At 69.7% G+C, this 26,938-nt stretch carries 25 protein-coding genes and 1 tRNA gene; 14 read left to right on the top strand and 12 right to left on the bottom strand.

The annotated features are described in order from the left end of the window. Window positions 1-89: 89 nt before the first annotated feature. The gene (locus AB0H86_RS32870; RefSeq protein WP_362447094.1) at window positions 90-1,349 is read right to left on the bottom strand and encodes an aspartate aminotransferase family protein; all 1,260 of its coding nucleotides are present in this window, start codon (window positions 1,347-1,349) and stop codon (window positions 90-92) included. Window positions 1,350-1,960: 611 nt separating this feature from the next. Between AB0H86_RS32870 and AB0H86_RS32865 the strand changes: the two genes are divergently transcribed. Further along, window positions 1,961-2,791: an enoyl-CoA hydratase-related protein gene (locus tag AB0H86_RS32865; RefSeq protein ID WP_362447091.1), complete on the top strand. Its 831-nt coding sequence runs from the start codon at window positions 1,961-1,963 to the stop codon at window positions 2,789-2,791. 153 nt (window positions 2,792-2,944) lie between these two features. Continuing rightward, a complete protein-coding gene (locus AB0H86_RS32860) occupies window positions 2,945-3,385 on the top strand; it encodes a hypothetical protein (protein WP_362447088.1) in 441 nt (146 codons plus the stop codon). Window positions 3,386-3,996: 611 nt separating this feature from the next. Here the strand turns inward: AB0H86_RS32860 and AB0H86_RS32855 are convergent. The 4 genes from AB0H86_RS32855 to AB0H86_RS32840 all read right to left on the bottom strand — a co-directional run bounded on the left by AB0H86_RS32855 (window position 3,997) and on the right by AB0H86_RS32840 (window position 8,544). Further along, a complete protein-coding gene (locus tag AB0H86_RS32855) occupies window positions 3,997-5,331 on the bottom strand; it encodes a hypothetical protein (protein WP_362447085.1) in 1,335 nt (444 codons plus the stop codon). Window positions 5,332-5,385: 54 nt separating this feature from the next. Continuing rightward, the gene (locus tag AB0H86_RS32850; protein WP_362447082.1) at window positions 5,386-6,732 is read right to left on the bottom strand and encodes a hypothetical protein; all 1,347 of its coding nucleotides are present in this window, start codon (window positions 6,730-6,732) and stop codon (window positions 5,386-5,388) included. Window positions 6,733-6,833: 101 nt separating this feature from the next. Further along, a complete protein-coding gene (locus tag AB0H86_RS32845; protein ID WP_362447079.1) occupies window positions 6,834-8,138 on the bottom strand; it encodes a hemopexin repeat-containing protein in 1,305 nt (434 codons plus the stop codon). Window positions 8,139-8,367: 229 nt separating this feature from the next. After that, window positions 8,368-8,544: a hypothetical protein gene (locus AB0H86_RS32840; RefSeq protein WP_362447076.1), complete on the bottom strand. Its 177-nt coding sequence runs from the start codon at window positions 8,542-8,544 to the stop codon at window positions 8,368-8,370. Window positions 8,545-8,726: 182 nt separating this feature from the next. On the opposite strand from AB0H86_RS32840, the gene AB0H86_RS32835 reads away from it, so the two are divergent. Together AB0H86_RS32835 and AB0H86_RS32830 are read left to right on the top strand one after the other, a co-directional pair. Then, window positions 8,727-9,515, top strand: a complete 789-nt coding sequence (locus AB0H86_RS32835) for a DeoR/GlpR family DNA-binding transcription regulator (RefSeq protein WP_362447073.1) — start codon at window positions 8,727-8,729, stop codon at window positions 9,513-9,515. 248 nt (window positions 9,516-9,763) lie between these two features. Further along, a complete protein-coding gene (locus AB0H86_RS32830; RefSeq protein WP_362447070.1) occupies window positions 9,764-10,624 on the top strand; it encodes an alpha/beta fold hydrolase in 861 nt (286 codons plus the stop codon). Window positions 10,625-10,709: 85 nt separating this feature from the next. On the opposite strand, the gene AB0H86_RS32825 is transcribed toward AB0H86_RS32830, so the two are convergent. Beyond that, entirely contained in the window at window positions 10,710-11,441 is a 732-nt protein-coding gene (locus AB0H86_RS32825; RefSeq protein WP_362447067.1) for a hypothetical protein, read from the bottom strand. A 201-nt stretch (window positions 11,442-11,642) separates the two neighbouring features. Then, window positions 11,643-12,389, bottom strand: a complete 747-nt coding sequence (locus AB0H86_RS32820) for an SDR family oxidoreductase (RefSeq protein ID WP_362447064.1) — start codon at window positions 12,387-12,389, stop codon at window positions 11,643-11,645. A gap of 94 nt (window positions 12,390-12,483) precedes the next feature. On the opposite strand from AB0H86_RS32820, the gene AB0H86_RS32815 reads away from it, so the two are divergent. From AB0H86_RS32815 to AB0H86_RS32805, 3 genes are all read left to right on the top strand, one after another. After that, a complete protein-coding gene (locus tag AB0H86_RS32815; protein WP_362447062.1) occupies window positions 12,484-13,113 on the top strand; it encodes a TetR/AcrR family transcriptional regulator in 630 nt (209 codons plus the stop codon). A gap of 321 nt (window positions 13,114-13,434) precedes the next feature. After that, complete coding sequence (locus tag AB0H86_RS32810; RefSeq protein ID WP_362447059.1) at window positions 13,435-14,769, top strand: GAF domain-containing SpoIIE family protein phosphatase; 1,335 nt, start codon at window positions 13,435-13,437, stop codon at window positions 14,767-14,769. Window positions 14,770-14,889: 120 nt separating this feature from the next. Further along, on the top strand, window positions 14,890-15,912 hold the full coding sequence (locus tag AB0H86_RS32805; RefSeq protein WP_362447056.1) for an MASE1 domain-containing protein: 1,023 nt from the start codon (window positions 14,890-14,892) through the stop codon (window positions 15,910-15,912). A gap of 291 nt (window positions 15,913-16,203) precedes the next feature. On the opposite strand, the gene AB0H86_RS32800 is transcribed toward AB0H86_RS32805, so the two are convergent. The 3 genes from AB0H86_RS32800 to AB0H86_RS32790 all read right to left on the bottom strand — a co-directional run bounded on the left by AB0H86_RS32800 (window position 16,204) and on the right by AB0H86_RS32790 (window position 18,307). Beyond that, a tRNA-OTHER gene (locus AB0H86_RS32800) sits at window positions 16,204-16,286 on the bottom strand. A gap of 10 nt (window positions 16,287-16,296) precedes the next feature. After that, a complete protein-coding gene (locus tag AB0H86_RS32795) occupies window positions 16,297-17,247 on the bottom strand; it encodes an alpha/beta fold hydrolase (RefSeq protein ID WP_362447053.1) in 951 nt (316 codons plus the stop codon). A gap of 121 nt (window positions 17,248-17,368) precedes the next feature. Beyond that, window positions 17,369-18,307, bottom strand: a complete 939-nt coding sequence (locus AB0H86_RS32790; RefSeq protein ID WP_362447050.1) for an amidohydrolase family protein — start codon at window positions 18,305-18,307, stop codon at window positions 17,369-17,371. Window positions 18,308-18,612: 305 nt separating this feature from the next. On the opposite strand from AB0H86_RS32790, the gene AB0H86_RS32785 reads away from it, so the two are divergent. Beyond that, window positions 18,613-19,083 (top strand): DUF3592 domain-containing protein, encoded by a 471-nt coding sequence (locus tag AB0H86_RS32785; protein WP_362447047.1) that lies wholly within the window; start codon window positions 18,613-18,615, stop codon window positions 19,081-19,083. 11 nt (window positions 19,084-19,094) lie between these two features. Here the strand turns inward: AB0H86_RS32785 and AB0H86_RS32780 are convergent, their stop codons facing one another. Beyond that, complete coding sequence (locus AB0H86_RS32780) at window positions 19,095-19,637, bottom strand: ATP-binding protein (protein ID WP_362447044.1); 543 nt, start codon at window positions 19,635-19,637, stop codon at window positions 19,095-19,097. Between the two features lie 256 nt (window positions 19,638-19,893). Here AB0H86_RS32780 and AB0H86_RS32775 point away from each other — a divergent pair, with 256 nt between their 5' ends. Both AB0H86_RS32775 and AB0H86_RS32770 read left to right on the top strand, forming a co-directional pair. Further along, on the top strand, window positions 19,894-20,301 hold the full coding sequence (locus AB0H86_RS32775) for a YciI family protein (protein ID WP_362447041.1): 408 nt from the start codon (window positions 19,894-19,896) through the stop codon (window positions 20,299-20,301). 8 nt (window positions 20,302-20,309) lie between these two features. Further along, a complete protein-coding gene (locus AB0H86_RS32770) occupies window positions 20,310-21,455 on the top strand; it encodes a DUF6596 domain-containing protein (RefSeq protein WP_362447139.1) in 1,146 nt (381 codons plus the stop codon). 87 nt (window positions 21,456-21,542) lie between these two features. Here AB0H86_RS32770 and AB0H86_RS32765 read toward each other — a convergent pair whose 3' ends face one another. Further along, window positions 21,543-21,770 (bottom strand): DUF5133 domain-containing protein, encoded by a 228-nt coding sequence (locus tag AB0H86_RS32765; RefSeq protein WP_362447039.1) that lies wholly within the window; start codon window positions 21,768-21,770, stop codon window positions 21,543-21,545. Between the two features lie 201 nt (window positions 21,771-21,971). On the opposite strand from AB0H86_RS32765, the gene AB0H86_RS32760 reads away from it, so the two are divergent. From AB0H86_RS32760 to AB0H86_RS32745, 4 genes are all read left to right on the top strand, one after another. Next, the gene (locus AB0H86_RS32760) at window positions 21,972-23,288 is read left to right on the top strand and encodes an ATP-grasp domain-containing protein (protein WP_362447036.1); all 1,317 of its coding nucleotides are present in this window, start codon (window positions 21,972-21,974) and stop codon (window positions 23,286-23,288) included. A 16-nt stretch (window positions 23,289-23,304) separates the two neighbouring features. Continuing rightward, window positions 23,305-25,344 (top strand): CocE/NonD family hydrolase, encoded by a 2,040-nt coding sequence (locus AB0H86_RS32755; protein ID WP_362447033.1) that lies wholly within the window; start codon window positions 23,305-23,307, stop codon window positions 25,342-25,344. A 179-nt stretch (window positions 25,345-25,523) separates the two neighbouring features. Beyond that, window positions 25,524-26,108, top strand: a complete 585-nt coding sequence (locus AB0H86_RS32750; protein WP_362447030.1) for a hypothetical protein — start codon at window positions 25,524-25,526, stop codon at window positions 26,106-26,108. Window positions 26,109-26,245: 137 nt separating this feature from the next. After that, complete coding sequence (locus tag AB0H86_RS32745) at window positions 26,246-26,911, top strand: DUF4389 domain-containing protein (protein ID WP_362447027.1); 666 nt, start codon at window positions 26,246-26,248, stop codon at window positions 26,909-26,911. The last annotated feature ends 27 nt before the right edge of the window (window positions 26,912-26,938 follow it).

Below are 26,938 nucleotides of genomic sequence, written 5' to 3'. Positions count from 1 at the left end.
CCTTTCGTTGGCCCCGCGGCCGCCTGCTGCCGTCCAGGGATCATTCGTCAAAAGGTCAAGAGGTCAAGAGGTAGGAGCCCGGGCCCGGTTCAGGCCGCGAGCGTCCGCCTGCCGGCCACCGAGGCGACGGATTCGTCGAGTACCCCAAGGCCCTGTTCCAGTTGCTCGTCCGCGACGGTCAGCGGCAGCAGGACCTTGGCCACCTCGTCGTGGGCCCCGGCGGTTTCCACCAGCAGGCCGCCCCGATAGGCGGCGTCGCACACCTCGCGGGCCGCACCCGGACGGTCGAAGGGCAGGCCCCAGGCCAGGCCGCGCCCGCGCGGGGCGGGCAGTCCGTGCCGGCGGGCGGTGTCGGCCAGGGCGTGGGCCACGCGATCGCCGAGCGCGATGGTCCGGGCCTCCAGCGCACCGTCGGACCAGAACTGCTCCAACGCCCGGGCGGCGGTGACGAACGCGGGGTTGTAGCCACGGAAGGTGCCGTTGTGCTCGCCGGGCTTCCACACGTCGTACTCGGGGCGCATCAGTGTGAGGGCCATGGGCATCCCGTACCCGCTGATGGTCTTGGACAGGCAGACGAAGTCCGGGACGATTCCGGCATGTTCGAAGGAGAAGAACGGTCCCGTGCGCCCGCAGCCCATCTGGATGTCGTCCACCACCAGCAGCGTGCCGTGTTCCCGCGCCCAGGAGGCCAGGGCACGGAGCCAGGCCGGGCGGGCGGGGTTGACGCCGCCCTCGCCCTGGACGGTCTCCACTATTACGGCCGCGAGCGGCCCGTCCTCGGTGACGTCGTCCAGTGACCGGGCGAGCCGGGCCACCGACTGCTCGTCGTCGTCCGCGGGGTCGTCGAAGGGCACGGGCACGGTGTGCGGCAGTGGTACTCCCGCGCCGGCGCGCTTCATCGGATTGGCGGTGACCGCCAGTGCCCCGAGCGTCATTCCGTGGAAGGCGCGCTGGAAGTAGCCGACCGTGTGCCGCCCGGTGATCTTCCGGGCGAGCTTGAGCGCGGCCTCGACGGCGTTGGTGCCGCCGGGGCCGGGGAACTGGACGCGGTAGTCCAGGCCGCGTGGCGCGAGCACCAGGTCCCGCAGCCGCTCCAGGAAGACGCGTTTGGCCGTGGTGTGCATGTCGAGTCCGTGCGTGACGCCGTCGCCGGACAGGTAGTCCAGCAGTGCGGCCTTCAGACCGGGTGGATTGTGCCCGTAGTTGAGGGCGCCGGCGCCGGCGAAGAAGTCGATGAAGGACCGTCCGGACTCGTCGCGCAGCACGGCGCCGCGTCCGGTCGTGAACACGGTGGGCCAAGCCCGGCTGTAGGTGCGGACCTCTGATTCCATGGTGCCGAAGACGCTCATGCTCATCCCTGTCAGGCGCGGGTGCGGGTGGGGCGGCGGGTCGCGCCGCACGCTGGGGCCGGGGCGCCCGGCCGGGTCGGCTTCCGCGGCCGGGCGCCGGCTCGTACGGGTGGGGTCAGCCGGCCACGGCGTGCTGGTGGCGCTGGTAGAGCACCAGGGCCCGGGCGGTGGGGTCCTGCGCGGTCCACAGGACCCGGCAGGGCCCGGGCGGTGGGGTCCTGCGCGGTCCACAGGACCCGGCAGGGCCCGGGCGGTGGGGTCCTGCGCGGTCCACAGGACCCGGCCGATCAGCAGGGTGTGGTCGAGCGCGCGTGCGACAGCGGAAAGGTCGGGTTGATGGGTGGGCGCGCGGCCGCCGTCGGGCCCGCACGGGTGGGTCGGGCGGGCCTCGGCACCGCGCCGATTCCTACGGACAGCGCGACTCTCGGATCGGGGCGAGCCCGGGTGGCGGGAGTGTGCGCGGCGGTGTCGTCCGCGTGTCCGAGCGTGCCGAAAAAGCTGCCCGAGTATCGCCGTTCGGCCGGAACTCCGGTTCCATCCCAGTGTTTCAGGTTACTCCGGACGGGATTTCCTGCCGACACCTCACGAGGCGTTGACGCCGCGAGCCTGCGATGAGCGACGCACCGTTCCACGTCGCCGTGGAGGACGAACTCGCCCTCGTCACCATCGTCGGCAGCGGCGAGGGAAACGCCCTCGGCGGCTCCTTCTGGGACGACCTGCGCGTCTTCATGGAGAACGCCCGCCTGCGCGACGACATCCGCGCCATCGCCCTCACCGGCGAAGGGGAGACGTTCTCCGTGGGCATGGACCTGCGCTGGTACGTCGTACGACTCCGGCGGGCCCAGCGCTCACGGGACACCTCCTTCATGGACGAGGACGTACGTCTCCTCCAGCAGGCAGTGACCGCCGTCGCCGACTGCCCCAAGCCGGTCGTCGCCCTCATCGACGGCGCGTGCACCGGAGCGGCCCTCGAACTGGTCAGCGCCTGCGACATCCGCTACGCCACCCGCGACGCCCATTTCGCCCTGCCCGAGGCCGAGTTGGGCGTCGTAGCCGACCTCGGCGGCCTGCAACGACTTCCTCTGCTGATCAACCAAGGGCACCTGCGGGAACTGGCGTTCACGGGGCGCACCATCGACGCGGCACGGGCGCTTCGCATCGGCTTGGTCAACGACGTGTACCCGAACGCCACAGCCCTGCGCCATGCGGCCCGGCAACTGACCGACGACCTGCGCCGACATCCCGCACATGTCATGGAGGGCATCAAGCACACCCTCGACATCGTCCACCGGGACGGCACAAGGCAGGGTCTCGACCACTCCGCCCGATGGAACAGCGCACACACCGGACCCGACGGGCTGGGCCAGGCCATGGCCGCACGGCTACGGCGCTCTGCCCCGCCGGGCGACACGGTCCGCCTCCAGAACACGGCCGCACCCTGAATCCGCACGCCGCGCCGACATGCCCGGCGCCGGCCGACCCGCCCCGCGCTCGGCGTTCATCGGCCTGCATCAGTCTCCACCGTCTCCATCGGTCTCGATCGGCTTCCATCGGCGGGGAGCACGCACGGCACCGACCCTTGAGGAGTAACTCACATGAGCCGGCCCGTCCCGGTGCGGTCCCGGCCGCGCCCCGCCCTCGTCCGCGGTCTCGCGCCGCGCTTCGCCCTCATGATGTGCGACCCGCGGGTCGCCGCCGCCCCGCACATGTCCTGCGTGGAGGACACCATCGAAGTCCGCTATCCCGAGAGCCACATCAGCTGCCGACTCCTGCGACTGTCTTTCACCGGATCTCTGCTGTGTGCCTTCCGCGTCACCCACCTCGACCTCGACGGCTCGGCCGAGGAGCCCCACCGGCTGGACCTTGTTCTCGACGGCACTCCCGGATCCGCCGCACAGTGCGAAGCCCTCCTCCAGCGGCTCCACGCCTTCCGGTGCGCGGCCATCGCCTCCCGCGTCCGGCTCGCCACCCGCGTCCTACGGCCTGAAAGCCCCACGCGCGGGCCGCTCGACCACGCATACCTGGCCGCGGCGTGAGGGAAGCGGCGGGAGAATGCCACTCGTGGGGTCAGCCGAAGGCACTCTCCGCACCATCGAGTTGGTCGGCCAGATCGGCCAGTCTCCCAGATGGGCGACATCGGTGGCCGTCGGCTGAGGGCCGCGTTTCTGATGCCCCCCAAATCGCTTCGTTCACGTCCAGCGAGAGCGGTTGTCGAGGAGTTGCAACAGCACGGCACACCGTCGCGGCCTTCGATTACGGCGTCTGGACGGTAACCGACCAGCAGCGACAGCCCGTTTTTGAACAGCCGCATGGCCGGCCGGCGTGATTGTGGGGGCACAGGAGGTGGGCACGGCGAACCTGGAGAACACCGAAGCGCGCCAGTACGTCGCTCGACATGCGTGCCTGGCTACAACTGTGGGTCCTGGCCGAAGCCGACGGCCGCCGGGTCCGCTCCGTCCTGCTGGGAGAGTTCGGACACCCGCCATCCGTCGTCGGCCGAGCGCAGGACTCCGTCGTTCTCGCGGCCTGGCGACGTGGCCGATACGGGCGGCCGGATACCCCAACTCGGCCGTGATGACGCTTCGTGACGGAACGGCAGGCACACCCGCAGGCACAAGTCACGGGCGGAAGCGGGCGTGCCCGTCATTCATTCGGAGGGGCACGGCGGGACGGGGCCCAGATTCTTGATGTAGCGCGCGGTGGCCCAGCCCTTCGGGTCCTGGCCCAGCCGGTACCAGACGGTGTTGCCGTCGACGGGCTCGCCCTGCACCTTGCACGCCAGGGCCACCGTCTGGCCCGCGTTGAGACTGCCAACCGTGGCGGCCTTGGTGGTGCGATCGCTGCGGACCGTCAGCGGCCCGCGCGAGACCACCCTGCCCAGGGCCGCGGGCGTGTCCGTGTCTTTCACCTCTCCCGGCGGCGGGCAGGCGGGCAGAACGGCCGCGAGCCAGGCCACAACCTGCGGCGCCGGGCGCCTCAACTCGGAGCCGTCGCCCCCGGCCGCGCCGGTGAGGGTGAACGGGCCGAGCGCGAGGGTCTCAGCACTCGCGGCGCGGGCGCGGTCGGCGTCGCTCCAGTGCGCCTTCGCCACCAGGCCCCGCACGACCAGCATGCGTGTGGTGAGCACTGGCAGAATCCCCGGATTGCCCTCCGGCATTCCGTTGGACAGCCCGCCGGCCGGCAGACCGGGGATCGCCCAGCCTCCGAGCTGGCACAGGTGCGCGCGCAGCCACGGGCGCTGCAGCCCGATGACGCGGTACTGGAACGACAGCTCGACGCCTGACGGCGTGTCGGTCGCCGCCGGGGCCACTTTCGCCGTGACGTCCACGACACGGTCCGGGTTGTCGAACGCCTCGGTCTGGACCCGGTCGGCCGCCGCGAGTTCCGGCTCCTGCCAGAGTGGCTGCGGCTGGACGTCCTCGCGGGCGGCTATCAGCCGCCATTCCAGATCCGGGAGCTCGTGGGGGACCTGGACGCCAGGGGCCGGGGCCGGCGCCGGGTCGGGGTCCTCGCCGCCGACCCGGAACGACGCGCTGGTCCAGCCGTCCTCGCGGAGCCAGTCGGCGGGTTCGGCGAGCACGGGGTGGTAGAGATCGCCGGCGGAGCCCATCCGTGCGCGGGCCATCAGCTCGAAGTCGGCCCGGTTGTCGTTGACCAGGTTGGCCAGCGTGACCCGCGCCGGATCACCGCCCGGGCCGGTCGGCCTGGCGCTGCGAAGGACGAAGTCCCACAGGTCGTCGTACGTGCCACCGGTGTCGAAGAAGGTCGCGGCGGCCGCGGGAACGGTGTTGGCGAGGTCCGCCAGCGCCTCGGCGGCGGCAGGGGTCCCCGAGCCGCCGGCCGCCGCGGACGCCACGTCCTTGCCCGATGGTTCGAGGATCACCAGCGCCGAGGCATCGCCGACGCCCTGCGGTGCGAGCAGATCCGCCAGCTGTGCGAAGAGCTGACCGCCGGCCGCCGTCCGTGCTGTCGTCCCTGTCACCGCTGTCACCCCTTACCGCGACTCCACCGCGACTTCCCGATCCTGGCCGCGCCGTCACATCGGCGGGCACGGCGGGACACGCAGGCACACGAATCCCAGCACCTGGATGTCGGGCACGTTGAATCCCTTGTCCGAAGCCTTCGCCGAGAACCTGTCGCTCGTCGAGCTGTGGCTGTAGTTGCCCGACACCGCGAACGGACCCCAGCCGACGCTGGCCGAGCCGCTGGTCGCCTCGGTGATCTTCTCGGAGTCCTGGTGGCTCCAGTCGGCGGTGATCTCCACGTCACGGACGATCACCAGCGCGATGGGGATCAGCGGCATCTGCGAGTTCGGACCGCCGGAGATGACGCCGGGTCCGCCGAGCGAGCCCAGGCCCCAGTTGGGCAGCCGGAAGAGGGAGGCGTCCATCCACTTGCGGTAGACGGGGCAGACCCGCCACTTGAAGCTGACGCCGATGTTCGTGGTGTCCTGCGACATTGCCTGGCGGCTGTCGGAGTGCTGCACACCACCTCCGAAGCTCCACAGGCCCACCTGCACATTGGCCGAGCCGCCCCACGAGGTCGCTTCCGTGGTGAACTCGCTCGCGAACGTCGACTCGTTGAAGTGGTAGCTCGGCCAGCTCGACGCGTCGGCGCTGGCCCAGTCCGAGGGCGTGATGTTCGTCCGCAGGAACGTCTCCGTGAGGTCGTTGACGATCTCGAAGGCGTTCAGCCGGAACTGCGCGTCGGCGAAGGCGCGGGCCACCTGTCCCTCGTTGAGAGTCGCCAACTGGGCCTTGGTGGACTCGACTTGGTCCCTGCCCGCGGCGCCCCAGTCGACGAAGGCCCGCTTCGGCTTCTGCAGTGCCTGCGCGCCCACGATCGGCCACATCGGCTTGAGCGTCGGGTCCTTCTGCGCCGCGGCCCATGCGCCGACGTAGGCGGTGTAGGTGTCCTGGTAGTTGTTGAACGCCTTCTCCTCGGCGTCAGCCAGCGACGTGGGCTTCAGGGTCGGACGGCCCTCGTCGTCCTTGCCCTCCTCCACGAGCACTCTCTTCAGCTCCTGGCGTTTGGCTTCCAGCTCGGGGGACGGAGGCGGCTCGTGGTTCTGCACGCCTTTGATGATTTTGCGGTAGACGTCCGAGACCGTGCCCCCGATGGGCGCGTAGACCGGCCCGGGGCCCGGGATCTCGTCCACCAGTGACGCGGTTCTGGCGGCTGCGGGCATGCTGCCCTCGGTGTTGCCCGGGGACCAGGGGTTGCGGAAATCGGCGCCGTTGAGCACCATGCCGCGCTGCGCCATCACGAAGGCGGTGGTGGCGCTGTTGAAGGCCGACGGCAGTCCCGCATCCGGGTCCGAGCCGCTGATCACCTGGTAGATGCTGTCGTAGAGGGTCAGTGCGATGCGTTCGTCCAGAGCCATGACGGATCCTCCGTCCGCTGCTCGAGCCTGTGCGTCGGCTGGTGAGTGAATGGTCGGGTGGTGTGGTCGGTCGATGGTCCGGCCGTACGGATCCGCCGCGGTCAGAGCCTGGTTCTGATCTCCTCCGGCAGCTCCGGCGAGTCCGCGGTGAGGACGTCGCCGGGGACGGCTCCCTCCACCTCGGCGATCTTGTCCTGCATCAGGCGCATCTGCCCCTCGCTGAGATCGCCGACCAGGGTGCTCGACGGCACCCCCGCGGCGTCCGCCACGGCCTGCGCGTACGCGGCCGGGTCGTTGCCGTCCGATGCCGGCGCGTAGCAGCCGAAAGCGTCGAGGATGCTCAGGCCGCGGTACGGGCCGCGGTTCGGGCAGCTCGCCGTCTGCAGGAACTTGGCGATCGCGTCGTAGCCGGCGTCCCGGGTCGGGAAGATCAGGAAGTTGTGCCAGTTGAACCTTCCCTGATACTGCCCGTAATCCGGTCCCCCGGGGCGGCCGGTGATGTTGCCGGGGTTGTTGTTCAGCCAGGCGTAGGTGCCGGGCATGGCGCGCATGTGCGGCCGGCCGCGGAAGACGGTGCCGTCAGCGTGCACGACGAACTGGAAGATCTCCTTGCCGTGGCCCCCGTAGTCGGTCGGTCCGGTGGAGCCCGGGAACCACGCGGTCCGCGGGATGTCCGGGGCGGTCGAGGTCTGGCCGTTGAAGTGCCAGACGTGGTCGCCCGCGGTCAGCTGCGAACCCTCCGGTGTGACCGGCGTGACGGGCGTGGACGCACCGGCCGCGGTCCAGGCCGCGTCCACTGCGCCCGAGAAGCCTGCCTCGTCCATGCCGGACCAGTTGCCGCTGACGGGCTGGGGGTAGCCGTCGTCGACATGGTCGCCGCCCACGTCGTAGCGGAGGTAGGAGCCGCCGCGGAAGAAGTACGCCTTGCCGTTGTCCGACACGAAGGCGCCCTCGATCCCGTCCGTGAAGCCCGCCTCGGAGAAGCCGGGCCAGTTCCCGACGATCGGTGACGCGGCACCGTCGTCGACGGAGTCCCCCGCGATGTCGTAGCGGATGTAGGAGTCCCCGCGGAAGAAGTACGCCTTCCCGTTCCCCCAGTTCACCGCCGAGTCCAGCGCGTCGCCGAAACCAGCCGCCGAGAATCCTCCCCACGCGCCGCCGATGTCGCCGACCTCGCTGTCCACGGCGAGCTGCTGCTCGTCGAGGCGGAGGTAGGAACTACCTTTGAAGAAGTAGAGCTTTCCGTTTCCGAGTTCGACAGCCGCGCCGACGTCGGACTCGAAGCCCGTTCCGTCGATCCCCGACCAGCCCGCGCCGATGCTCTTCGGATACCCGTCGTCCACGCGGTCGGCGTCCAGGTCGTACCTGGCATAGTTCGCACCGCACAGGAAGAACGCCTTGGCCATGATGCTCGCCCTCTTGCGTGCCGGGGCTCGCGGAGCGGGCCCCCGCAGCACGCCATTGACTCACCGTAGGTGCCCGGGCATCGTGTGGCGCCTCTGTTGGCCCGGCTGCCCGGGACTTTCGGGGCGCTCTCTTCAAAGATACGACGATCGTCCTCAGCACGCCCCTTCAGCAGAGCGCATGTCCGGGAGGGCGAACTCTCCTCCGGCCCTGTGGGTGCCGACTACTACGTCAATGTATCTGACGGTTCGTCAGCAAAGACGGCGCCAGCTCCACCAGGTCGAGGACCGGGCCGACGATGTCGGTGATCCGGTGCCAGTTCCCGCCGAGCAGGTACCCGGAGAGAAACAGGGTGGAGTTCGAGAGCCACGTCGGCGGGAGTACGGAGCGTGAGCGGCTCCGCTGCACTTGTCCTTGCCGCCGACCTCGGCGAGTTCGCCTCCACCCACAGCCCCTGGGCGTGCGCCCAGGGGCTTGCGAGATGTGCAGGATTTTGCTCGTTTGGCGACCGAAAAGCGCCCAATCATGCGCTGTGGTTTCATGCAGGTGCGCATATCGTGGCGCGCACCACCGACAGAGAGTAGTGAGACATGGCGGCACCGCAGGCCCGGTGGAGCGCGCTGCTGGAGATGCTGACGCGCGACGGGCGGATCGAAGTCGAGCCCGCTGCCGAGGAGTTGGGGGTCTCCGCCGCGACGATCAGGCGTGACCTCGACGAGCTGGCCCGCCAGCAGATGGTCACCCGTACGCACGGCGGAGCAGTGATCAACGCCATCGCCTACGACCTGCCGCTGCGCTACAAGGCCGCACGCAACGCTCCGGAGAAGGAGCGGATCGCGCACGCGGCCGCCGGGCTGGTGAAGGCCGGCGCGGTGGTGGGGCTGAACGGCGGCACCACGACCACCGCGGTGGCGCGGGCACTGGCCACCCGCGCCGATCTGAGTTCCGGTGGCGCGGAGACGGCGGTCACTGTGGTGACCAACGCCCTTAACATCGCCAACGAGTTGGTCGTACGGCGCCATGTCAAGCTCGTGGTGACCGGCGGGGTGGCCCGGCCGGCGTCCTATGAGCTGATCGGGCCGCTGGCCACCGAACTGCTCGCGGAGATCGCCCTGGACGTGGTCTTCATCGGGGTGGACGCCATCGACGTGGCCCACGGGGCGACCGCCCACCACGAGGGCGAGGCAAGCATCAACCGGGCGCTGGCCCACCGCGCGCAGCGGGTCGTCGCGGTCGCCGACTCCACCAAGCTCGACCGGCGGGCCTTCGCCCGCATCTGCCCGGTGGAGGACATCGACGTCCTGGTGACCGACAAGGCCGCCTCGGACGAGCTGACCGAGTCGTTCGCGGCGGCCGGTGTGGAGGTCATCCGCGCCTGACAGCGGACGACACCGCCACTCCCGTGGCGACCACCCCGACCCCGGCCGCGATGCGCATCCCGGTGTCATCCCCGCACGCCGCCGAGCGCGGTCACCACACCGGGCATCGCGAGCAGCAGGACGACACGGGTGAGGGCGCCGAACCGCCCGGTGCCGTCGAGCCAGCCCGCCCGCGGTCCCAGGTCCGACGAGCCCAGATCCGTAATCCGGTGTCTCGAAATGCTGTGTGCCCCCTACAGTCAAGCCCAATGACACTCCTACATGTTCATGACTACGGGGGCGATGGCCCTCAGCTGGTTCTCCTGCACGGTTACGGACGGTCGCTCGCCGACTGGGACGCCTCGGCCGCCCTGCTCGCCGCCGGGCACCGTGTCCTCGCCGTCGACCTTCCCGGGCACGGCCGCTCTCCCGGTGTCTCCCCCTGGACCATCCCCGCCGCGGTGCGGCACATCGCGGACACGCTCGACGCACACGGCGTGCCGGAGGCCGTTGTGGTGGGCCATTCCCTCGGCGGACTGGTCGCGGTCGAGTACGCCCGGGCGAACCCGGACCATGCCCGTGCCCGTGCCGCCGTGAATCTCGACGGTTTCTGGTGGGGACGCGAGTACCCCGGCGCTGAACGGGTGAGTGAGTGGCTGCTGGCGTCGGCCGGGAGCATCGCGCCACCCGAGTACGTCGAGAAGATGGTCGGCAACTCCGTCCGGCTGGGGATTCCCGCCGACCGTGCGGAGGCCGCTACCCGCGCGGCCGCACGTGAGTTGCCCGACGGCAGATGGCAGACGCTGCCCGGACGGGCGGAGACGCTGGAGATCCTCGACGAACTCCACAGGCTCGGTGCGCCCGGTGTCACCACATGGCTGGACGGGGTCGACCGCCCACTGCTGCTGGTACAGGCCGGCCGACGGCCATCGCCCGCGCCCGGCATGGAGTGGTTCGCCGATTTCAGCGCCCGGTTCGCACAAGGGGTCTCCGACGAGTTGGCCGCGCTCTCCCGCACCCGGCCGACGATCAGCGTCGACCGGATCGACGCCACCCACCCCATGAACCTGGAGACTCCAGAAGCGGTGGCGACGCTGGTCGCCGGGTTCGTCCGAGGACTGCCCGACTGACGAATCCGGCACAGCCGAAGCCCCGTTCACCTGCCTTACGCAGATCAACGGGGCTGTCCGCCGTGAACGAGCCCGTGACGCGCTCCTACCGCGGTCGCATCAGGACCAAGTCCTCACCCCACGCGTCCAGCACCGCGCCGTGTCCGGCCCGGCGGGCCACAGCCTCGACCTGGGCGAAGAGACGACGCTGGGTGGACACGTCGCCTGTTGCTGTGATGCGGTCCGCAGCGTCGAGCAGCATGCCGGTGTCCCAGCCGGGCAACGGGAATCGGGAAAGGTCCCATTCCAGGTACTTGTTGTAGGGGCGGGGGCGACGGTCCAGAGCGAAGAGCAACTCCAGCAGAGCCCGGATGCTGTCGGCGGCGTCGAGCCGGGCCGCGAGCGCATGTCCGTCGCGGTCGTTCTTCACCGAGCGGTAGAGGGAGTTGGCGTAGGCATCGAGCCACCCGCCCGCCTCCCGGAAGGCTTCCTCGGCGTCGAGCCGTGCCTTGTCGGCCAGGATCCGGGCGATACCCCCGTCGAGCCGATCGAGCACGATCCGGGCGTGAGCGAGGGCGTACCGCTCGAAGCCTCCGGCGCCGCGGAACTCATCGAGGGAAAATACGACGAGGTCGAGTTCTGGGGTGCGGTGCCCCGCGAACCGGGTCAGGGCCGTCGTCGCGCCCTCGGCGAGAACGACGTACAGGTCATGGTCGGAGTGCTCGGTGGTCATGCCCTCATGGGCTCGGGACCCCTTGAGGACAAGGCCGACGACCGCTGGGTCAGCGGCGGCGAGTTCGACGAACGCGTCGTAGGCGATGGGCTGCTGAGCAGTCACTACGTGATCTCCGGTGGTGTGATGACGGGCATACCATCCGGGCGGCCCCACACTGATCGGGGCCACCCGTACCGTCTGCGGCGGGAGTTGGCCGCCGCCTGGAAGATCAACGCACAAACCCGACCCTACCGGGGGCAATGGCGTCGTCTCCCGGGCTCGCACACACGAAACCTACGACCGGCTGGACGACGTGATCGGGAGTCAGATCTGGTTCTCGCCGCCGTCGACGTACAGGTTGGCTCCGAGAATGAACCCGCTCTGCTCGGAAGCGAGGAAGGCCACCACGTCGGCGACCTCGTCCGGGCGCCCGATCCGGCCCAGTGGGACACCTGCGGCGAACTGTGACTTGGTAGGGGCTGCGGCTCCCGCGGCCGCGGCGTCGAGTCCGGGAGTGTCGATGGTGCCCGGGGAGATCGCGTTGACCCGGATGCCGCGGTCCTTGAGCTCGTTGGCCCAGGTCCGGGCGAAGGAACGTATCGCTGCCTTGGAGGCCGCATACGTGCCGAACGCCGCGACACCGTCATCGGCGCGCACCGAGGAGTTCAGGATCACCGACGCGCCGTCGTTGAGCAGCGGCAGCGCCTTCTGCACCGTGAACAACGTGCCCCGGACGTTGACGCCGAAGGTCTCCTCGAAGTGCTCCTCGGTGACCTGCTCCAGCGTCGCGAACGACCCGGTGCCGGCGTTGGCGAACAGTACGTCCAGGCCACGGCCCCGGGCGCGGACCGTGTCGTACAGCCGGTCCAGGTCGGTCAGGTCGGAGATGTCACCCACCACCGCGGTGGCGCTCGCCGGGCCGATGGTCTCGACGGCCGCGTCCAGCACGGTCTTGCGCCGGCCGGTGATGAACACGTGCGCGCCCTCGGCTGCCAGCCGAACGGCGGTGGCCAGGCCGATCCCGGTGCCGCCGCCGGTGACGACGGCGGTCTTGCCTTCAAGCTGTCCCATGCGAATGACCTCCACAAAATTTGGTACCGATCGGTACCGAACAGGACCGTAGCACATCTGCACCGATCAGTACGGAAGAGGTATGATCGCTCGCATGGAGACGCGGCAGAAGGCACCGATCGGCCGACCGAGGGGTTTCGACGCCGACGAGGCCCTTGACCACGCCATGCGGGTCTTTTGGGGACAGGGCTACGAAGGCGCCAGCCTCACCGATCTGACCAATGCCATGGGCATCACCCGCACCAGCATGTACGCGGCCTTCGGCAACAAGGAGGACCTGTTCCGGAAGGCCTTGGAGCGCTACACCGAAGGCCCCGCCTCGTACGGGGCCCGGGCCCTGCGGGAACCGACCGCCCGACAGGTTGCCACCGCGTTCCTGGACGGCTCCGTCCGGGCCACCACCCGCCCCGGGTGCCCCACCGGGTGCCTCGGTGTCCAGGGATCCCTCGCCGCCGGCGACTCGGGAAGCAGTGCCCGCGATGCCCTCATCGCGTGGCGCCGCGAGCACACCTCCCACCTCCGCGACCGGTTCCGGCAAGCCGTCGACGAGGGCGACCTGCCCTCCGACACCGATCCCGACCTGCTCGCCCGCTACCTCATGACCGTGGCAAACGGCATCGCCGTCCAAGCCGTCGGCGGCGCCACCCCTGACGACCTCCAGCAGGTGGCCGACATGGCCCTGCGAAGCTGGCCACCTGCCGGCTCAGAGCCCGCCCCGGAATGATGCGGCCGACTCATCCTCACGGGCTTCGTACTGAGTGTGCGTGTCCTTGGCCGGAGCACATGTTCCCGTGGCGGTGACGCCGGCGTCCCGTCGCTTCTTGCATATCGGCCATCGCGGGCCGGGTGTGGCGTGCCGCTTTTGGAGTAATGTCCGTTTGGTGTTTTCGACCGTGCCACGCTGTGGGCTCGATTGATCAGGGGCGCGTCAGGAGGCCGGTATGTACCGCTCGGGTGAGGAGCTGCGCGAGCGGATGCATCATGTCCCCGATTGCTGCCGGCCGAAGGTGACCGCTACGCGACATCCGGCCTCTGGACACTCGTGATGGCAGGAAACGAGGAAGGGAAGCGACCGGGCCAGCCGCACCTCGCCGACCTCCGCCTGCGTCTGCGCGACGAGTTGAGCAGGGTCGACGAGCAGTTGCGGGCACTGCTGGCCGCCACGGACCGACTGCAGGGCCTGCTGAACGCCGTGGTGTCCATCAGCCGGGAGGTGGAGCTGTCCGCGGTGCTGGACCGGATCGTGACCACCGCCATGGACCTGGTCGGCGCCCGCTACGGGGCACTGGGCGTACTCAACGAGTCCGGAGAGTACCTGGAGAAGTTCATCGCCACCGGTCTGTCCGAGGAGGAACGCGCTGATCTGGCCGAGACCGGCCTGCCTCGCGGCCTGGGTGTCCTCGGGCACCTGATCCGCCACCCCGAACCCCTGCGGATCGACGGCATCTCAGCCCATCCGTCGTCCGCCGGGTTCCCGCCCGGCCACCCGCACCTGCGCACCTTGCTCGGCGTCGCCATCAGCGTTCGCGGCGAGATCTACGGTGACCTCTACCTTTCCGAGCGGCACGACGGACAGCCCTTCGACGTCCACGACGAGAACATCGTCGTCGCCCTGGCCAGTGCCGCCGGCATCGCGATCGAGAACGTCCGCTTGTTCGAACGGATTCGCCTCGGAGCCGAGCAGTTCCAGCGACTCCTGTTGCCGACACTGCCCGACCTGCGGCCTTTCACCGCCGCCGCCATCTACCGGCCCGCTGCCGAGCCCGCGCAACTCGGCGGGGACTGGTACGACGCCGTCCCGCTGCCGGACAACGTCGTGGCGGTCGTCATCGGTGATGTGGTCGGCCATGATCTGCATGCCGCGGCCTCCATGGCCGCCATCCGCAACATGCTGCGAGCCCTGCTGTTCGACCAGAGCAATCCGCCCGGAGCGGTCCTCGCCCAGCTCGACCGCGCCCTTACGGCCCTCACGGACAATCCCGTCACCACCACCACGCTCGCGCGCATCGAACCGGAGGGACCGGCTTGGCGACTCCACTGGAGCACCGCGGGCCACGTCCCGCCACTGCTGATCACCCCTGATCACCGAGCGGAATACCTGTTCGCCGAGCCCGGACTACCGCTGGGGGTCGACCCCGAACAGCCCCGTCCCGACCACACCCACTCCCTGCCCCCGGACAGCACCGTGGTCTTCTTCACGGACGGTCTTGTCGAACATCCTCACCACCCCATCGACGAGAGTCTCGACGAGCTCGCCGAGCTCGCCACCGAATACGCCGCCCTGCCGCTGCAGGAGTTTGTTCAGGCATTGGCCGATCACCACCCCAGCGACGGCCACGACGACATGGCCATCCTCGCCCTGCGCACCCCGCACGTCTGACCCCGGAGACTCCACGCTCGGTGATACGGAGCCGAGCATTCATTCAGACGGTGCCGTGGAGTATCCGAGCTACCCGACGGATGATGGGACCGGGGCCGATGTCGATGCGGAGGTCGCTCGATGACTGTCGCGCGGGACGAGCGGCTCCGTCGCGGTGGCTCGGCTGCCCTGGAGTTCTGCGTCGTTGCCGCGCTCTATTACGGCTCGGCCAGGCTCGGGCTGCTTCAGCAACTGGTGCGCGGCCAGGTCACCCCGCTGTGGCCACCGACCGGCATCGCCCTGGCGAGCCTGCTCCTGCGCGGCCCGCGGGTCTGGCCCGGGATCGCGCTGGGCGCTTTCCTGGTCAACGTCTCGCTCGGGCCATCGATCCCGGCCGTGCTCGCGATCGTGTTGGGAAACACCCTCGCGCCCGTCTGCTCGTACCTGCTGCTTCGCCGTACGGGGTTCCACAAGCAATTGGACCGCTTGCCGGACGCGCTCACACTGATCTTTCTCGGTGCGTTCACCGGGATGCTGGTCAGCGCGACGATAGGCAGCGGGACCCTCGCCCTCGCCGGTGTGCTGAGCGCGGACGAGTTCTGGCCGACGTGGTCGGTCTGGTGGACCGGCGACGCGATGGGCGTATTGCTGGTGACGCCGGTTCTGCTCGTTCTCCACTCCGCACGCTGGCCGAAGGGCGCTCCGCCATCCCGTTGGTTGGAGGCACTGCTGCTTGTGGTGGCAACGATCGGCGTCGGTATCCTCGAGACCGGCAGCACGCCGCTCATTTTCCTCGGCTTCCCACTGATCATCTGGGCAGCCTTCCGCTTCCAGTTGGCCGGCGCCGCCCCTTGCGCCCTGTCCGTGTCTACCTTCGCCATCATCGCCGCTGCCGAGCGCTCAGGCCCGTTCGCCGGTCACGACCTGCTCAGCACCATGATCACTTTGCAGGCGTTCAACGGTTCTTCCTCACTCACCGCGCTCCTGGTCGGGGCAGCCGTCAGCGAGCGCAACCAGGCCCAGAAGGAGATCGTGCGAGCCGTCGGGCTGCTCGCCGACATGGTGGCCAAGATCACCGCAGGTGAGCCCTATCCGCCGCTCACCACCGGTGTGGACGCGCAGGAGAGCAAAGACCACGGCAAGCGCACCGGGAGACCGGCGTGATCAGTCTTCGAGGGCGAGCCGGTGAAGCAGTGCCTGACCAACACCTGGCCCTGCCGGAGCGATGAGCGGGGCTGCGGTGATGTGCCGCACCGGGCAGCAACCCGACCCGTATGACCCCGGCGACAAGAAGACGTCATCCTCGACGGCACCCTGATCGCCACCGGCTGCGGCAGATCGACCGCGGCCACCTTGACCGCGGCCCCGTCGAGAGCCGGCGTACCCGGTGCGGCGTCAGTGCTCCTTGTCCGACAGCCGGTCTGTCCGCGCAGATGACCGCTGGTGGGCGAAGGTTGCCATGGCCCGGATTCGAACCGGGGTTTCCGCGTCGGGGCGAACCCGATACCGGTGTCCTGGGCCGCTGAACGACGCATGGCGAGGCACACGCTATCCGCTCGCTGATCGGCGCCGCCTGCCATTTTCGGCGGCAGCATCGTCGAGACCGGCACAGACTCCTGACGACTCGCCACCACCGTGGCCCGAGCTGCCGGCTCCCGGCGTGCATTCGCCCACCCACTCCGCGGGCACCCGGCCCTCACGGCTCAGCATCTGTGTCGCCAGCGCCCGCAGGGCCGCCGCGAAGAGCGGCGGATTGCGCAGGTACTCCATGTGGATACCGGGGAACTCCACCCACGGCACGCCGATCCGGCGGGCGATCTCGACGGAGGGCCGCGCATAGTACGCACCCCGGTCGGCGGCGCCCGCGCCGAGCACGATCGGGAAGGGCGCGCTCTTCAACGCGGCCCGGTCGGGACGGAAGCCGGCGAAACCGGACCACTCGGTGCCGAACAGGTGGTCCTGGTTCCCCAGGAACCGCTTCCAGAGGTCGTCGGGCCACCTGTACGTCCCCTCGCCGCGTGTCGTCTCCGCGAACCGGCGTCCCGCCGCCGGGGCGCCACCCTCGGCGTACAGCGCGGACATGGCGTCGAAGAAACCGCGGTCGGGGTCGCCGTCGGGCAGGACGTTCACGGCAGGCGGCTCGTGCGCCACCAGCCCGGTCAGCACCTGCGGGTGCAGCGCGGCCAGCGTGAGCCCGATGATCGCGCCTCCGCTGTTGCCGAACACGAGAGCAGGTCCGCCCGCCACCGACTCGATCAGTCGACGAGCGTCGGCCGCCTGCTGAGCGAGGTCCATCGGTTCGGCGGAGCGGCCGGTGCTGCGGGAGTTGCCCCGCCGGTCGTAGGTGATCACGGTGAAGGCGTCGGCCAGCTCCTCGGCGACACCCGAGTAGTACCCGGCGTCCCCTCCGGCCCCGCTGATCATCAGCAGGGCGGGCCCGATGCCGCGCACTTCGTGGTACAGGCGCGCTCCGTCGGCCTCGAACACGTCACTGCGCATGGCGGGGCTCCGTTCCATGGTGAAGCGTCGATCGCGTTCCCGGAGGCGGCCGGCTCGTCGCGCTCCCCGGACCTCACGCAGCATCACGGATTCGCCGGAGCCGTGTGACCGCCCCGCGGTGTCAGGACCGGGCCAGCCGGGGGATGAGGAGTTCGGCGTTGCCACGGTTGACGGCGTGGAGCTGCTCGGGTTCCCAGTGCGGGTACTCGTCCAGCCCGATATCGAAGTCGGTGGCCCACTCCTCGGGGAGCATGGGGAAGTCGCTGCCGTACAGGACGTGTCCGGGTGCGGCGAAGGCGAGCAATGAGGGCAGGGCGGCCGGGCCGGCGGAGATGGCGGTGTCGAAGTAGAAGCGCCGAAGGTCGCTCAGCAGGCCCTCGGGGGTGGAGTCGAGGTGGAGCCGGGCGGCGACCGCGAAGCGGTGGGCGGCATAGGGCAGGAAGCCGCCGGCGTGGGGAAGAATCATCTTGATCCGGGGGTACCGCCCCGGCACGCCGTTCAGAGCCAGGTGAAGGGCCGTGCGGGCCGTGTCGTACGGGAAGTCCACCAGAGGGCTGGGCAGGCCGGGGGCCGGCGCGACCGGGGGCGCGGTGGGGTGGACGAGGACGACGGCGGCACGGGCGTCCAGCTCGGCCCAGAGCGGCTCGAAATCCGGGTCGCCGAGGTAACGGCCGCCCACGTTGGACAGGACCATCAGTCCGTCGGCGTTCAGCTCGTCCAGTGCGTGGGCGGCCTCGGCGAGCGCGGCGTCCACGTCGGGCAGGGGGAGGACGGCGAAGTGGCCGAAGCGATCGGGCCGGTCCTTGACGACTTCGGCGGTGTAGTCGTTCACGCTCCGGGCGCCGGCGCGGGCTCCGGCGGGGTCGTCCGGGGCCGCGACCGGGGCGGGAAACGACAGGAGGCCAGTGGCGATCGACCTGCGGTCCATCATCGCGATCGCGCTCTGAACGTCCCAAGCGGGAGCGGGCCAGCCGAGGGCCACGGCTCGCTCGGCCATCGCACGGCCGCGGTCCGGTGGGACCAGGTGTTGGTGTACGTCGATGCGCGCGGGGTCCGTCATGCCTGCCAGAGCCTCCTCGGGTACGCGGGTACGCGGCGGGTACGGAGCACGGGGTGCGGGGAGCGAGGCCGCGGCGGGACAGCCCTGTCCATGCGATACCCCCTGGAAAAGGGTGGCGGGGGTGGACGGACTGGTCTGGCCCCGGACAGCGGGTGTGACCGAACGGGAAACCACCCGACCGGGCGAGCCCGGGTCCGCCGTAGAAGCTCGTTCGATCACGGAATCAACCGCCGACGGGGGCGGGAGACGGCGACCGGGCCGTCTGGGATAGCGTCCTCTCACGCCGGACAAGTGAGAGGGACGTCGTGCGGTTTCAGGTACGTGGGTGGGGCGCCCGCCGGTGGATCACGTTCGGGGCGATCGCGTTCGGGACGCTGTTCATGGCCGTCGGGTTGCTCCTGGCGGGCATATCGGTCTCGTTCCTGACCGATGCGGAGCGTGCCCAGGGCACCGTGGTGTCGCTGGAGTGGCGGAACGACCACAGCGGTGCGTCTCGCAAGACGCGGAAGAGCGACAAGCCCGTGGCATACCCGGTGGTCGAGTTCACGTCGGCGGACGGCACGCAGCGGACGTTCCGGAGCTCCACGGGTTCCAATCCACCGTCGTACGACGAGGGCGAGCTTGTCGAGGTGCTGTACCACGCCGATTCTCCCGAGGACGCGCGGATCAAGGGGTTCGCCTCGCTGTGGCTGCTGCCGCTGATCTTCGGTGGGATCGGGCTGCTGATCGCGGGGATCGGGACGGCCGTTGCGAGGATGGGGCGGTGGCGTTCCTAGTCCGCGCGTTCCTAGTCCGCCGGCGTGGAACGCGGCCGTCCGACCGCTTCCGCGATCCGCAGGGCGGCCTGGGCGGGCGTGAGGTGCGTGGTGTCGACGACCTCGGCCTCGCTGTGCAGCCAGGTGCGGGCCGCCTCGGCGTAAGGCTCGAGGTACTTGAGACGGAACGGTGAGGGGCCAAGAACGGTGTCCCCCTCGATGCGCCCGCGGAGGGTGTCCTGGTCGGCGTGGAGGACGAAGTGCCTTACCGGGATAGCGTGTTGGGCAAGGCCGATGCTGATCTCGCGCCAGTACTCCTCGACCGGGACGGTCATGGGCATCACCAGGGTGCCGCCGGTGTAGTCGAGTACGCGGCGGGCGGTCTCGACGACGAGCGGCCGCCACGGCGGCCAGTGCTGGAAGTTGTCCGTCCGAGGCAGCCCCGGCGTGATGTCCATGAGCGTCTCGCCGACCTTCTCGGCGTCGAACACCCGTGAATCCGGGATCAGTTGCTGCACTAACGCACTGGTCGTCGTCTTACCCGCGCCGTGGGTGCCGTTGAGCCATACGATCATGGGGCCCGACGCTAGCGGTGTCCGGGCCGCGGTCGGGCGCCCTTCGTGTCACACAACGGGCACACACGAATAGGTTCCTCCCGGCGGGCTGATCCGACCACGCGGCCGCTCCCCGGACACCGCGAGACGGCTCACTCAGGCTCATCTGAAAAAAGCCGAGAAAAATCTGACGGCGATGTCGAGAACCCGTGTCCGGCTCCGTCCCCGCAGTGAACGCGACCACAATGGGCTCGCACCAGCACCGAGGAGAACCACAATGGCCAAGTACCTGCTGCTGAAGCACTACCGCGGCGCCCCGGCTGCCGTCAACGACGTGCCCATGGACCAGTGGACGCAGGAGGAGATCTCCGCGCACGTGCAGTACATGCAGGACTTCGCGGACCGGCTCGAAAAGACAGGCGAGTTCGTCGACGGCCAGGCGCTCGCCCCCGAGGGAGCGTGGGTCCGCTACGACGGCGAGGGTCGCCCGCCGGTCACCGACGGACCGTTCGCCGAGACCAAGGACGTCATCGCCGGCTGGATGATCATCGACGTCGACAACTACGAGCGCGCCGTCGAGCTGGCCGGGGAACTGTCGGCCGCCCCCGGCGCGGGCGGAAAGCCGATCCACGAGTGGCTGGAGCTGCGCCCGTTCCTGACCGCGCCGCCCACCATCACCGAGTGACCTCATTGATGAACGAGGCCCTGCTCAGGAGCCTCACGCCGAGCGTGCTCGCCATCCTCGTCCGCCGCGGAGCCGACTTCGCGGCGGCCGAGGACGCGGTGCAGGAAGCGCTGGTCGAAGCGGTCCGCGTGTGGCCGGCCGACCCGCCGCGGGACGCCAAGGGCTGGCTGGTCACCACGGCCTGGCGCAAGTTCCTCGACGCGACCCGCGCGGACACAGCCCGCCGCCGCCGTGAGGACCTCGTCGACGAGGCGCCGGCGCCCGGGCCCGCGCCCGCGGTGGACGACACACTCCAGCTCTACTTCCTGTGCGCCCACCCTTCGCTGACGCCGTCGTCGGCGGTCGCGCTCACGCTGCGCGCCGTCGGCGGGCTCACCACCCGCCAGATCGCCCAGGCGTACCTGGTGCCCGAGGCGACCATGGCGCAGCGCATCAGCCGGGCCAAGCGCACCGTCTCCGGTGTGCGGTTCGACCAGCCCGGCGACGTCGCCACCGTGCTGCGCGTCCTCTACCTGGTCTTCAACGAGGGCTACTCCGGCGACATCGACCTCGCCGCCGAAGCCATCCGGCTCACCCGGCAGCTCGCGGCCGCGATCGACCACCCCGAGGTGGCGGGTCTGCTCGCCCTCATGCTGCTCCACCACGCCCGGCGCGCCGCCCGGACCGCGCCCGACGGCAGCCTGGTGCCGCTCGCCGAGCAGGACCGCGGACAGTGGGACACCGCCTCGATCGCCGAGGGCGTCGGGATCCTGCAGGCGGCCCTCGCCCGCGACCGGCTGGGCGAGTTCCAGGCCCAGGCCGCCATCGCGGCACTCCACGCCGACGCGCCCACCGCCGAGGAGACCGACTGGGTGCAGATCGTCGAGTGGTACGACGAACTCGCGCGCCTGACCGACAGCCCGGTCGTCCGGCTCAACCGCGCGGTGGCCGTCGGCGAGGCCGACGGACCGCGCGCCGGCCTGGCGGCGCTCGCGGCGCTGGACGACTCGCTGCCCCGCCACACCGCGGTGGCGGCGTACCTCCACGAGCGCGACGGCGACCTGGCGACGGCGGCACGGCTCTATTCCGAGGCGGCCCGAAAGGCACCCAACCTCGCCGAGCGCGACCACCTGACGCGCCAGGCCGCCCGGCTCAACGCCCGCGGGCGTGACTGACGGGCCACGCTCGGATTTCCGCAGCACTCGGTACGTCGGCAGGTCGGGAGTCGTCCTCATGGCCGGCGTGTGGAGTGCGGGGCGTGGTCAGGCGGTGAGAAGGGAGTCGTCTTCGGTGCGGGCTCCTGGCAGCCGGTGGCGGGCGGCGATGAGGGCGGCGTCGACGTCGCCGGTGCCGGTCGACACGCACAGGGTGTAGCCGATGTCATCCATGCGCCGGCGGACCTCCTCGCTGCCGTCCTCGGCGTGCAGAATGCGCAGCGTCTCGTACTGCTCGATCAGGTTTTTCAGCACGGCCGGGTGTGCCATGAGCATCAGAAGCCTCTTCCCTCGCTCTATTCCCATAGGTCATACGGCGACCCGTGTGCCCCGCTCCCCGGTCGTCATTCCGGCCCCTGACGCGCACGGCAGCCGCGAGGGCATCCGCGAGGGCATCCGCGGGCAGAAGGTTGGCCGTGCACCTCGCGGGTACTCCGACGATCTTCCGAAGTCAGCCGTGGAAAGCTTGAGGTGCAGGTGCCCCAGACGAACGTGCATGAGAAGAACATCTTTGTTATCGGCCTCGACGAGGCCAATCTGCCGACACTCAATGCGGTGCCGGGTGCGAAGTCACTGCGTTTTCACCCCTTGATGACGACCGACGAACTGCAGGGCGGCGAGGTGTCGGTGCCAGAGCTCCTCGACAAGGCCCAGCGGACGCTGGACGCCTTCGACGGAAGCATCGACGCGATCGTCGGCTACTGGGACTTCCCGGTCAGCACCCTCGTCCCCATCCTCAGCGAGCGCTACGGAACCCGCAGCACCAGCCTGGAGTCGGTGGTCAAGTGCGAGCACAAGTACTGGAGCCGGCTGGAGCAGCAGAAGGCCACTGACCGTATTCCGCGGTTCGGCAAGGTCGATCTTGAGTCCGACGACCCGCGTCCTCCCGAGGGCGTGCGGTTCCCCATGTGGCTCAAACCGGCGCTCTCGTACTCCTCCGAACTCGCCTTCGGCGTCAAGGACATGGACGAGTTCCGTGCCGCCGTCGACGAGATCCGCGAGGGCATAGCGCGGGTCGGCAGGCCCTTCGAATACATCCTCGACCGCATCGAGCTGCCGCCCGAGATGGACGGCGTAGGCGGCCAGGTCTGCCTCGCCGAAGAAGCGATGTCAGGTATCCAGGTCGCCGTCGAAGGCTACGTCCATCAGGGCGAAGTGACCGTCTACGGTGTGCTGGACTCCATCAGCTATCCCGATTCCTCGTGCTTCCTGCGCCACCAGTACCCCTCGACGCTGCCGCCGGAGGTGATCCAGCAGCTCCACGACGTCACCGAGCGGGTGATGCGCCAGATCGGTTTCGACTCGGCCACCTTCAGCGTGGAGTACTTCTACGACCCGCACACCTGCGAGATCAACCTGCTGGAGATCAATCCCCGGCACTCCCAGTCCCATGCCGAGCTGTTCCAGTACGTCGACGGCGTACCCAACCACCACTGCATGTTCAGCCTCGCCCTCGGCGACGACCCGCACATGCCGCACCGCGAGGGCCCGTACGCGATGTCCGCGAAGTGGTACTACCGCTGGTTCACCGACGGTGTGGTGCGCCATGTGCCCTCGCCGGACGACATCGCCCGCATCGAGCGTGAGATCGACGGGGTGCGCGTCGACGTCACGCCCGAGGCGGGGCAACGACTGTCGGAACTGTCCCAACAGGACAGCTACAGCTTCGAGTTGGCCCATGTCTTCACCGGAGGCAGCGACGAGGAGGACCTGCGGAAGAAGTACGACCACTGCGTGGCCGCACTGGGACTCACCTTCGACGAGAGCCCGCAGGTCGAGAGCCCGAAAGAATAAGGAGCACATCGGCCTCATGCGTTACGTGACCAACCTTCCGTACGCCACGAAGGAAGAGGAGCACCTCCGCATCCCCATGTCCGACGGCACCCAGCTGTCGGCACGTGTCTGGCGTCCCGCGTCCTCGGACAACGAGCCCGTGCCCGCGGTGCTGGAGTACATCCCCTACCGCAAACGGGACCTCACTTCCGTACGTGACTCCATCCACCACCCGTACATCGCCGGGCACGGTTACGCCTGCGTCCGCGTCGACGTGCGCGGCACCGGCGACTCCGAGGGGGTGCTGAAGGACGAGTACCTGGAACAGGAACAGGCCGACGCGGAAGACACCCTGGCCTGGCTGGCCGAGCAGCCCTGGTGCGACGGCAGCACCGGCATGATGGGGATCTCCTGGGGTGCCTTCGCCGCTCTCCAGGTGGCCGCCCGGCGGCCACCGAGCCTGCGCGCCATCGTCATCGCGTCCTTCACCGACGACCGGCACGCCGACGACATGCACTACATGGGCGGGGCCATGCTCTCGGACAACCTCGCCGAGGCGGGCACCATGTTCGCCTACGCCACCTGCCCACCCGACCCCGCCGTGGTCGGCGACCGCTGGCGCGACATGTGGCACGAGCGGCTGGAGAACACCGGCCCCTGGGTCCTTCCGTGGTTGCGCCACCAGCGCCGCGAAGACTACTGGCGCCACGCCTCGGTCTCGGAGAACTACCAGGACGTACGCTGTCCCGTCCTCGCCTCCAGCGGCTGGGCGGACGGCTACTCCAACGCCGTGACCCGACTGCTCGGCAACCTGGACGTGCCCCGTAAGGGACTGATCGGCCCCTGGTCGCACAAGTTCCCCCACCTCGGCGAACCGGGGCCCGCCATCGGCTACCTCCAGGAAGTGGTGCGGTGGTGGGACCACTGGCTCAAGGGTGTCGACAACGGCGTCATGGACGGCCCCATGCTGCGCACCTGGATGCAGGACAGTGTGCCCCCGTCCACGTCGTACGAGGAGCGGCCGGGCCGTTGGGTCGCGGAACCCACCTGGCCGTCTCCGTACGTCCACCAGGTCACGCACCCGCTGACCCGGCACCGGATCGGCTCCCCGGGCGAGAACCAGGCGGCCGGTGAAGGGGACGGCGTCGCGATGACGGTGCGCTCGCCGCTGTCCGTCGGCCAGTTCGCGGGCAAGTGGGCCTCGTACAACGCACCCCCGGACCTGCCCTACGACCAGCGCGAAGAGGACGGCGGCTCGCTCGTCTTCGAGACCGACCCCCTGACCGAGCGGCTGGAGATCCTGGGCTCGCCGACCGTGGAACTCGACGTCTCGGCCGACGAGCCGGTCGCGATGGTGGCCGCGCGCCTGTCCGATGTGAGCCCCGACGGCGCCGCCACCCGTGTCACGTACGGTCTGCTCAATCTCACCCGGCGGGACAGCACCGAGGACCCCGAGCCTCTGGAGCCGGGCCGACGCTACCGGGCGACCGTTCACCTCAACGGTGTGGCGCAGGCGTTCCCGCCCGGACACCGCGTCCGGCTCTCCCTGTCCACGTCGTACTGGCCGCTCGCCTGGCCGCCTCCCAAGCCGGCCTTGCTGAGCGTCCACGAGGGCTCCAGCACCCTGACACTGCCCGTCCGCCCGACGGACGACCCCGACGAGGTGCCCGCGAACCCGTTCGAGGAGCCCGAAGGTACACCGCCACTGGCCGTGACCCGGCTGACGCCCCCGGAGCAGCGGTGGGACGTGAAGCGGGACCTGATCGGCTACAACGCCGACCTGGAGATCGTGAAGGACCAGGGTCTGATCCGCTTCGACGAGATCGGTCTCGACGCCGGCCGTCGCGCCTACGAGCGCTACGCGACCGTCGCCGACGACTTCACGTCGGTCAGCGGCGAGTCCACCTGGACCATGCGGTTCCGACGTGACGACTGGGACGTTCACGTGGTGACACACACCCGGCTCAGCTGCGACGAGCAGGACTTCTTCGTGGACGCCACCCTGGACGGCTACGAGGGCGACCGTCGGGTGTTCTCCCGCACATGGAACGAGACGGTGCCACGCGACCTGCTCTAGGGGTATCGATCCGAGTGCCGGCCCTGCGGTCCCCGCCACCGCTTGCGCAGCGGGGCGAACAGTCCAAGGCTGGACTAAAGGGATGGACCGGACGGCCCTACGATGCCGTCCGGTCGGCCCCAGCCGCCGCTCGTTCCCGGGTGACACCTTCCTCTCAGGGACGACGAGGAGGTGGTCCCATGCGCAAGCCAAAGCTGACGCGCCGGCGGTGGTGGCGGTGGCGGAGAAATCCGTTGCGCCGGCACACGGACATCGTCGAAGCCTGGATCGTCCTGGTCGTCTGGACGGTCATCGCACTGGGCGGCACCCTCGTCGGCCTGGTGACGGCCCACGCTGCCGCCGAGTCCTTCGCTCAACTACGGCGCGACCGCCACTCGGTTCCGGCCGTCCTCGTGGAAAAAACGGCCCAAGCGGTACCGACGGAGGAAGCCGCGTCATCCCAGCGGGTCCGGGCGAAAGTCCGCTGGACGGCGTCGGACGGTTCCACCCGTACCGGCTGGACCCTGGTGAACTCCGGGCACAAGACCGGTTCCAAGGTCGTGATCTGGATGAACAACCAGGGTCAGCTCGCCGCGGAGCCGCCGACCGCCAGTGCGGCGGCCGCCGAAGAGGTCCTGCTCGGCACCGGCGCGGCGCTCGCCTTCGGGGGTCTGACGTTCGCCGCCGGACGCCTCGCGCAGTGGCGGCTCGACCAGGGGCGTTACGAACAATGGGGCCGTGAGTGGGCCCAGGTCGGACCGCAGTGGGGACGTAAGGCCACATGATGTGGGACCGGTCGGCAGCCGCGTAGAGCGACAGTCCCCGGCGGGTCCACGTTGCCCTCGCGGCGTGGCGCGGAAGCAGTCAGGCTGGTCATGAGCCCACCCGGCGATCAACCGTCGGGGCGAAGGAGCTGATGACCATGACGACTCTGGTCGGATTCCCGGGCCGTTCGGTCCGGGTCAACGCGCGTATCGACTCGCCACTGTCCCGATGGCTGTGGCTGGTGAAGTGGTTCCTCGCCATTCCGCACTACGTGGTGCTGTTCTTCCTCTGGATCGCCTTCACCGTGGTGACCGTGATCGCGTTTTTCGCCATCCTGTTCACCGAGCGTTATCCCCGCGCCCTGTTCGACTTCAACCTGGGTGTGATGCGCTGGAGTTGGCGGGTCGCCTTCTACTCGTACGACGCTCTGGGAACCGACCGGTATCCGCCGTTCAGCCTGCGCGAGGAACCGGACTACCCGGCACGGCTGGACATCGCCTACCCGGAGCGCCTCTCCCGCGGCCTGGTGCTGGTGAAGTGGTGGCTCCTGGCCATCCCGCACTACATGGTCATCGGCTTCTTCCTCGGCGGCGCCCATCTGGGCTGGTGGTCCGGCGGGCTGATCACCCTGCTGACGATCATCGCGGCCGTGATCCTGGCCTTCACCGAGAAGTATCCGAAGGACCTGTTCGACCTGATCATCGGCCTCAACAGGTGGGTCCTGCGAGTGTGGGCCTACGCCGCCCTGATGACGGACGAGTACCCACCGTTCCGCCTGGACCAGGGCGGCCCGGAGACGACCGCCCCGCCGGAGCGACCCTGACGGGGTCGCCCCACTTCCAGGCGGTCC

Source organism: Streptomyces sp. NPDC050997 (genome assembly GCF_040660135.1).
Classification (GTDB): domain Bacteria; phylum Actinomycetota; class Actinomycetes; order Streptomycetales; family Streptomycetaceae; genus Streptomyces.
This window is presented reverse-complemented; position numbering and strand designations above follow the sequence as displayed.

Coding starts and splice junctions, on each gene's coding strand:
- AB0H86_RS32845 (WP_362447079.1), bottom strand. CDS start 8,138: ATGGCCAAGGCGTTCTTCCTGTGCGGTGCGAACTATGCCAGGTACGAC.
- AB0H86_RS32770 (WP_362447139.1), top strand. CDS start 20,310: ATGAACGAGGCCCTGCTCAGGAGCCTCACGCCGAGCGTGCTCGCCATC.
- AB0H86_RS32810 (WP_362447059.1), top strand. CDS start 13,435: ATGGCAGGAAACGAGGAAGGGAAGCGACCGGGCCAGCCGCACCTCGCC.
- AB0H86_RS32755 (WP_362447033.1), top strand. CDS start 23,305: ATGCGTTACGTGACCAACCTTCCGTACGCCACGAAGGAAGAGGAGCAC.
- AB0H86_RS32830 (WP_362447070.1), top strand. CDS start 9,764: ATGACACTCCTACATGTTCATGACTACGGGGGCGATGGCCCTCAGCTG.
- AB0H86_RS32780 (WP_362447044.1), bottom strand. CDS start 19,637: ATGATCGTATGGCTCAACGGCACCCACGGCGCGGGTAAGACGACGACC.
- AB0H86_RS32815 (WP_362447062.1), top strand. CDS start 12,484: ATGGAGACGCGGCAGAAGGCACCGATCGGCCGACCGAGGGGTTTCGAC.
- AB0H86_RS32820 (WP_362447064.1), bottom strand. CDS start 12,389: ATGGGACAGCTTGAAGGCAAGACCGCCGTCGTCACCGGCGGCGGCACC.
- AB0H86_RS32795 (WP_362447053.1), bottom strand. CDS start 17,247: ATGCGCAGTGACGTGTTCGAGGCCGACGGAGCGCGCCTGTACCACGAA.
- AB0H86_RS32870 (WP_362447094.1), bottom strand. CDS start 1,349: ATGAGCGTCTTCGGCACCATGGAATCAGAGGTCCGCACCTACAGCCGG.
- AB0H86_RS32850 (WP_362447082.1), bottom strand. CDS start 6,732: ATGGCTCTGGACGAACGCATCGCACTGACCCTCTACGACAGCATCTAC.
- AB0H86_RS32745 (WP_362447027.1), top strand. CDS start 26,246: ATGACGACTCTGGTCGGATTCCCGGGCCGTTCGGTCCGGGTCAACGCG.
- AB0H86_RS32835 (WP_362447073.1), top strand. CDS start 8,727: ATGGCGGCACCGCAGGCCCGGTGGAGCGCGCTGCTGGAGATGCTGACG.
- AB0H86_RS32765 (WP_362447039.1), bottom strand. CDS start 21,770: ATGCTCATGGCACACCCGGCCGTGCTGAAAAACCTGATCGAGCAGTAC.
- AB0H86_RS32805 (WP_362447056.1), top strand. CDS start 14,890: ATGACTGTCGCGCGGGACGAGCGGCTCCGTCGCGGTGGCTCGGCTGCC.
- AB0H86_RS32860 (WP_362447088.1), top strand. CDS start 2,945: ATGAGCCGGCCCGTCCCGGTGCGGTCCCGGCCGCGCCCCGCCCTCGTC.
- AB0H86_RS32750 (WP_362447030.1), top strand. CDS start 25,524: ATGCGCAAGCCAAAGCTGACGCGCCGGCGGTGGTGGCGGTGGCGGAGA.
- AB0H86_RS32865 (WP_362447091.1), top strand. CDS start 1,961: ATGAGCGACGCACCGTTCCACGTCGCCGTGGAGGACGAACTCGCCCTC.
- AB0H86_RS32790 (WP_362447050.1), bottom strand. CDS start 18,307: ATGACGGACCCCGCGCGCATCGACGTACACCAACACCTGGTCCCACCG.
- AB0H86_RS32775 (WP_362447041.1), top strand. CDS start 19,894: ATGGCCAAGTACCTGCTGCTGAAGCACTACCGCGGCGCCCCGGCTGCC.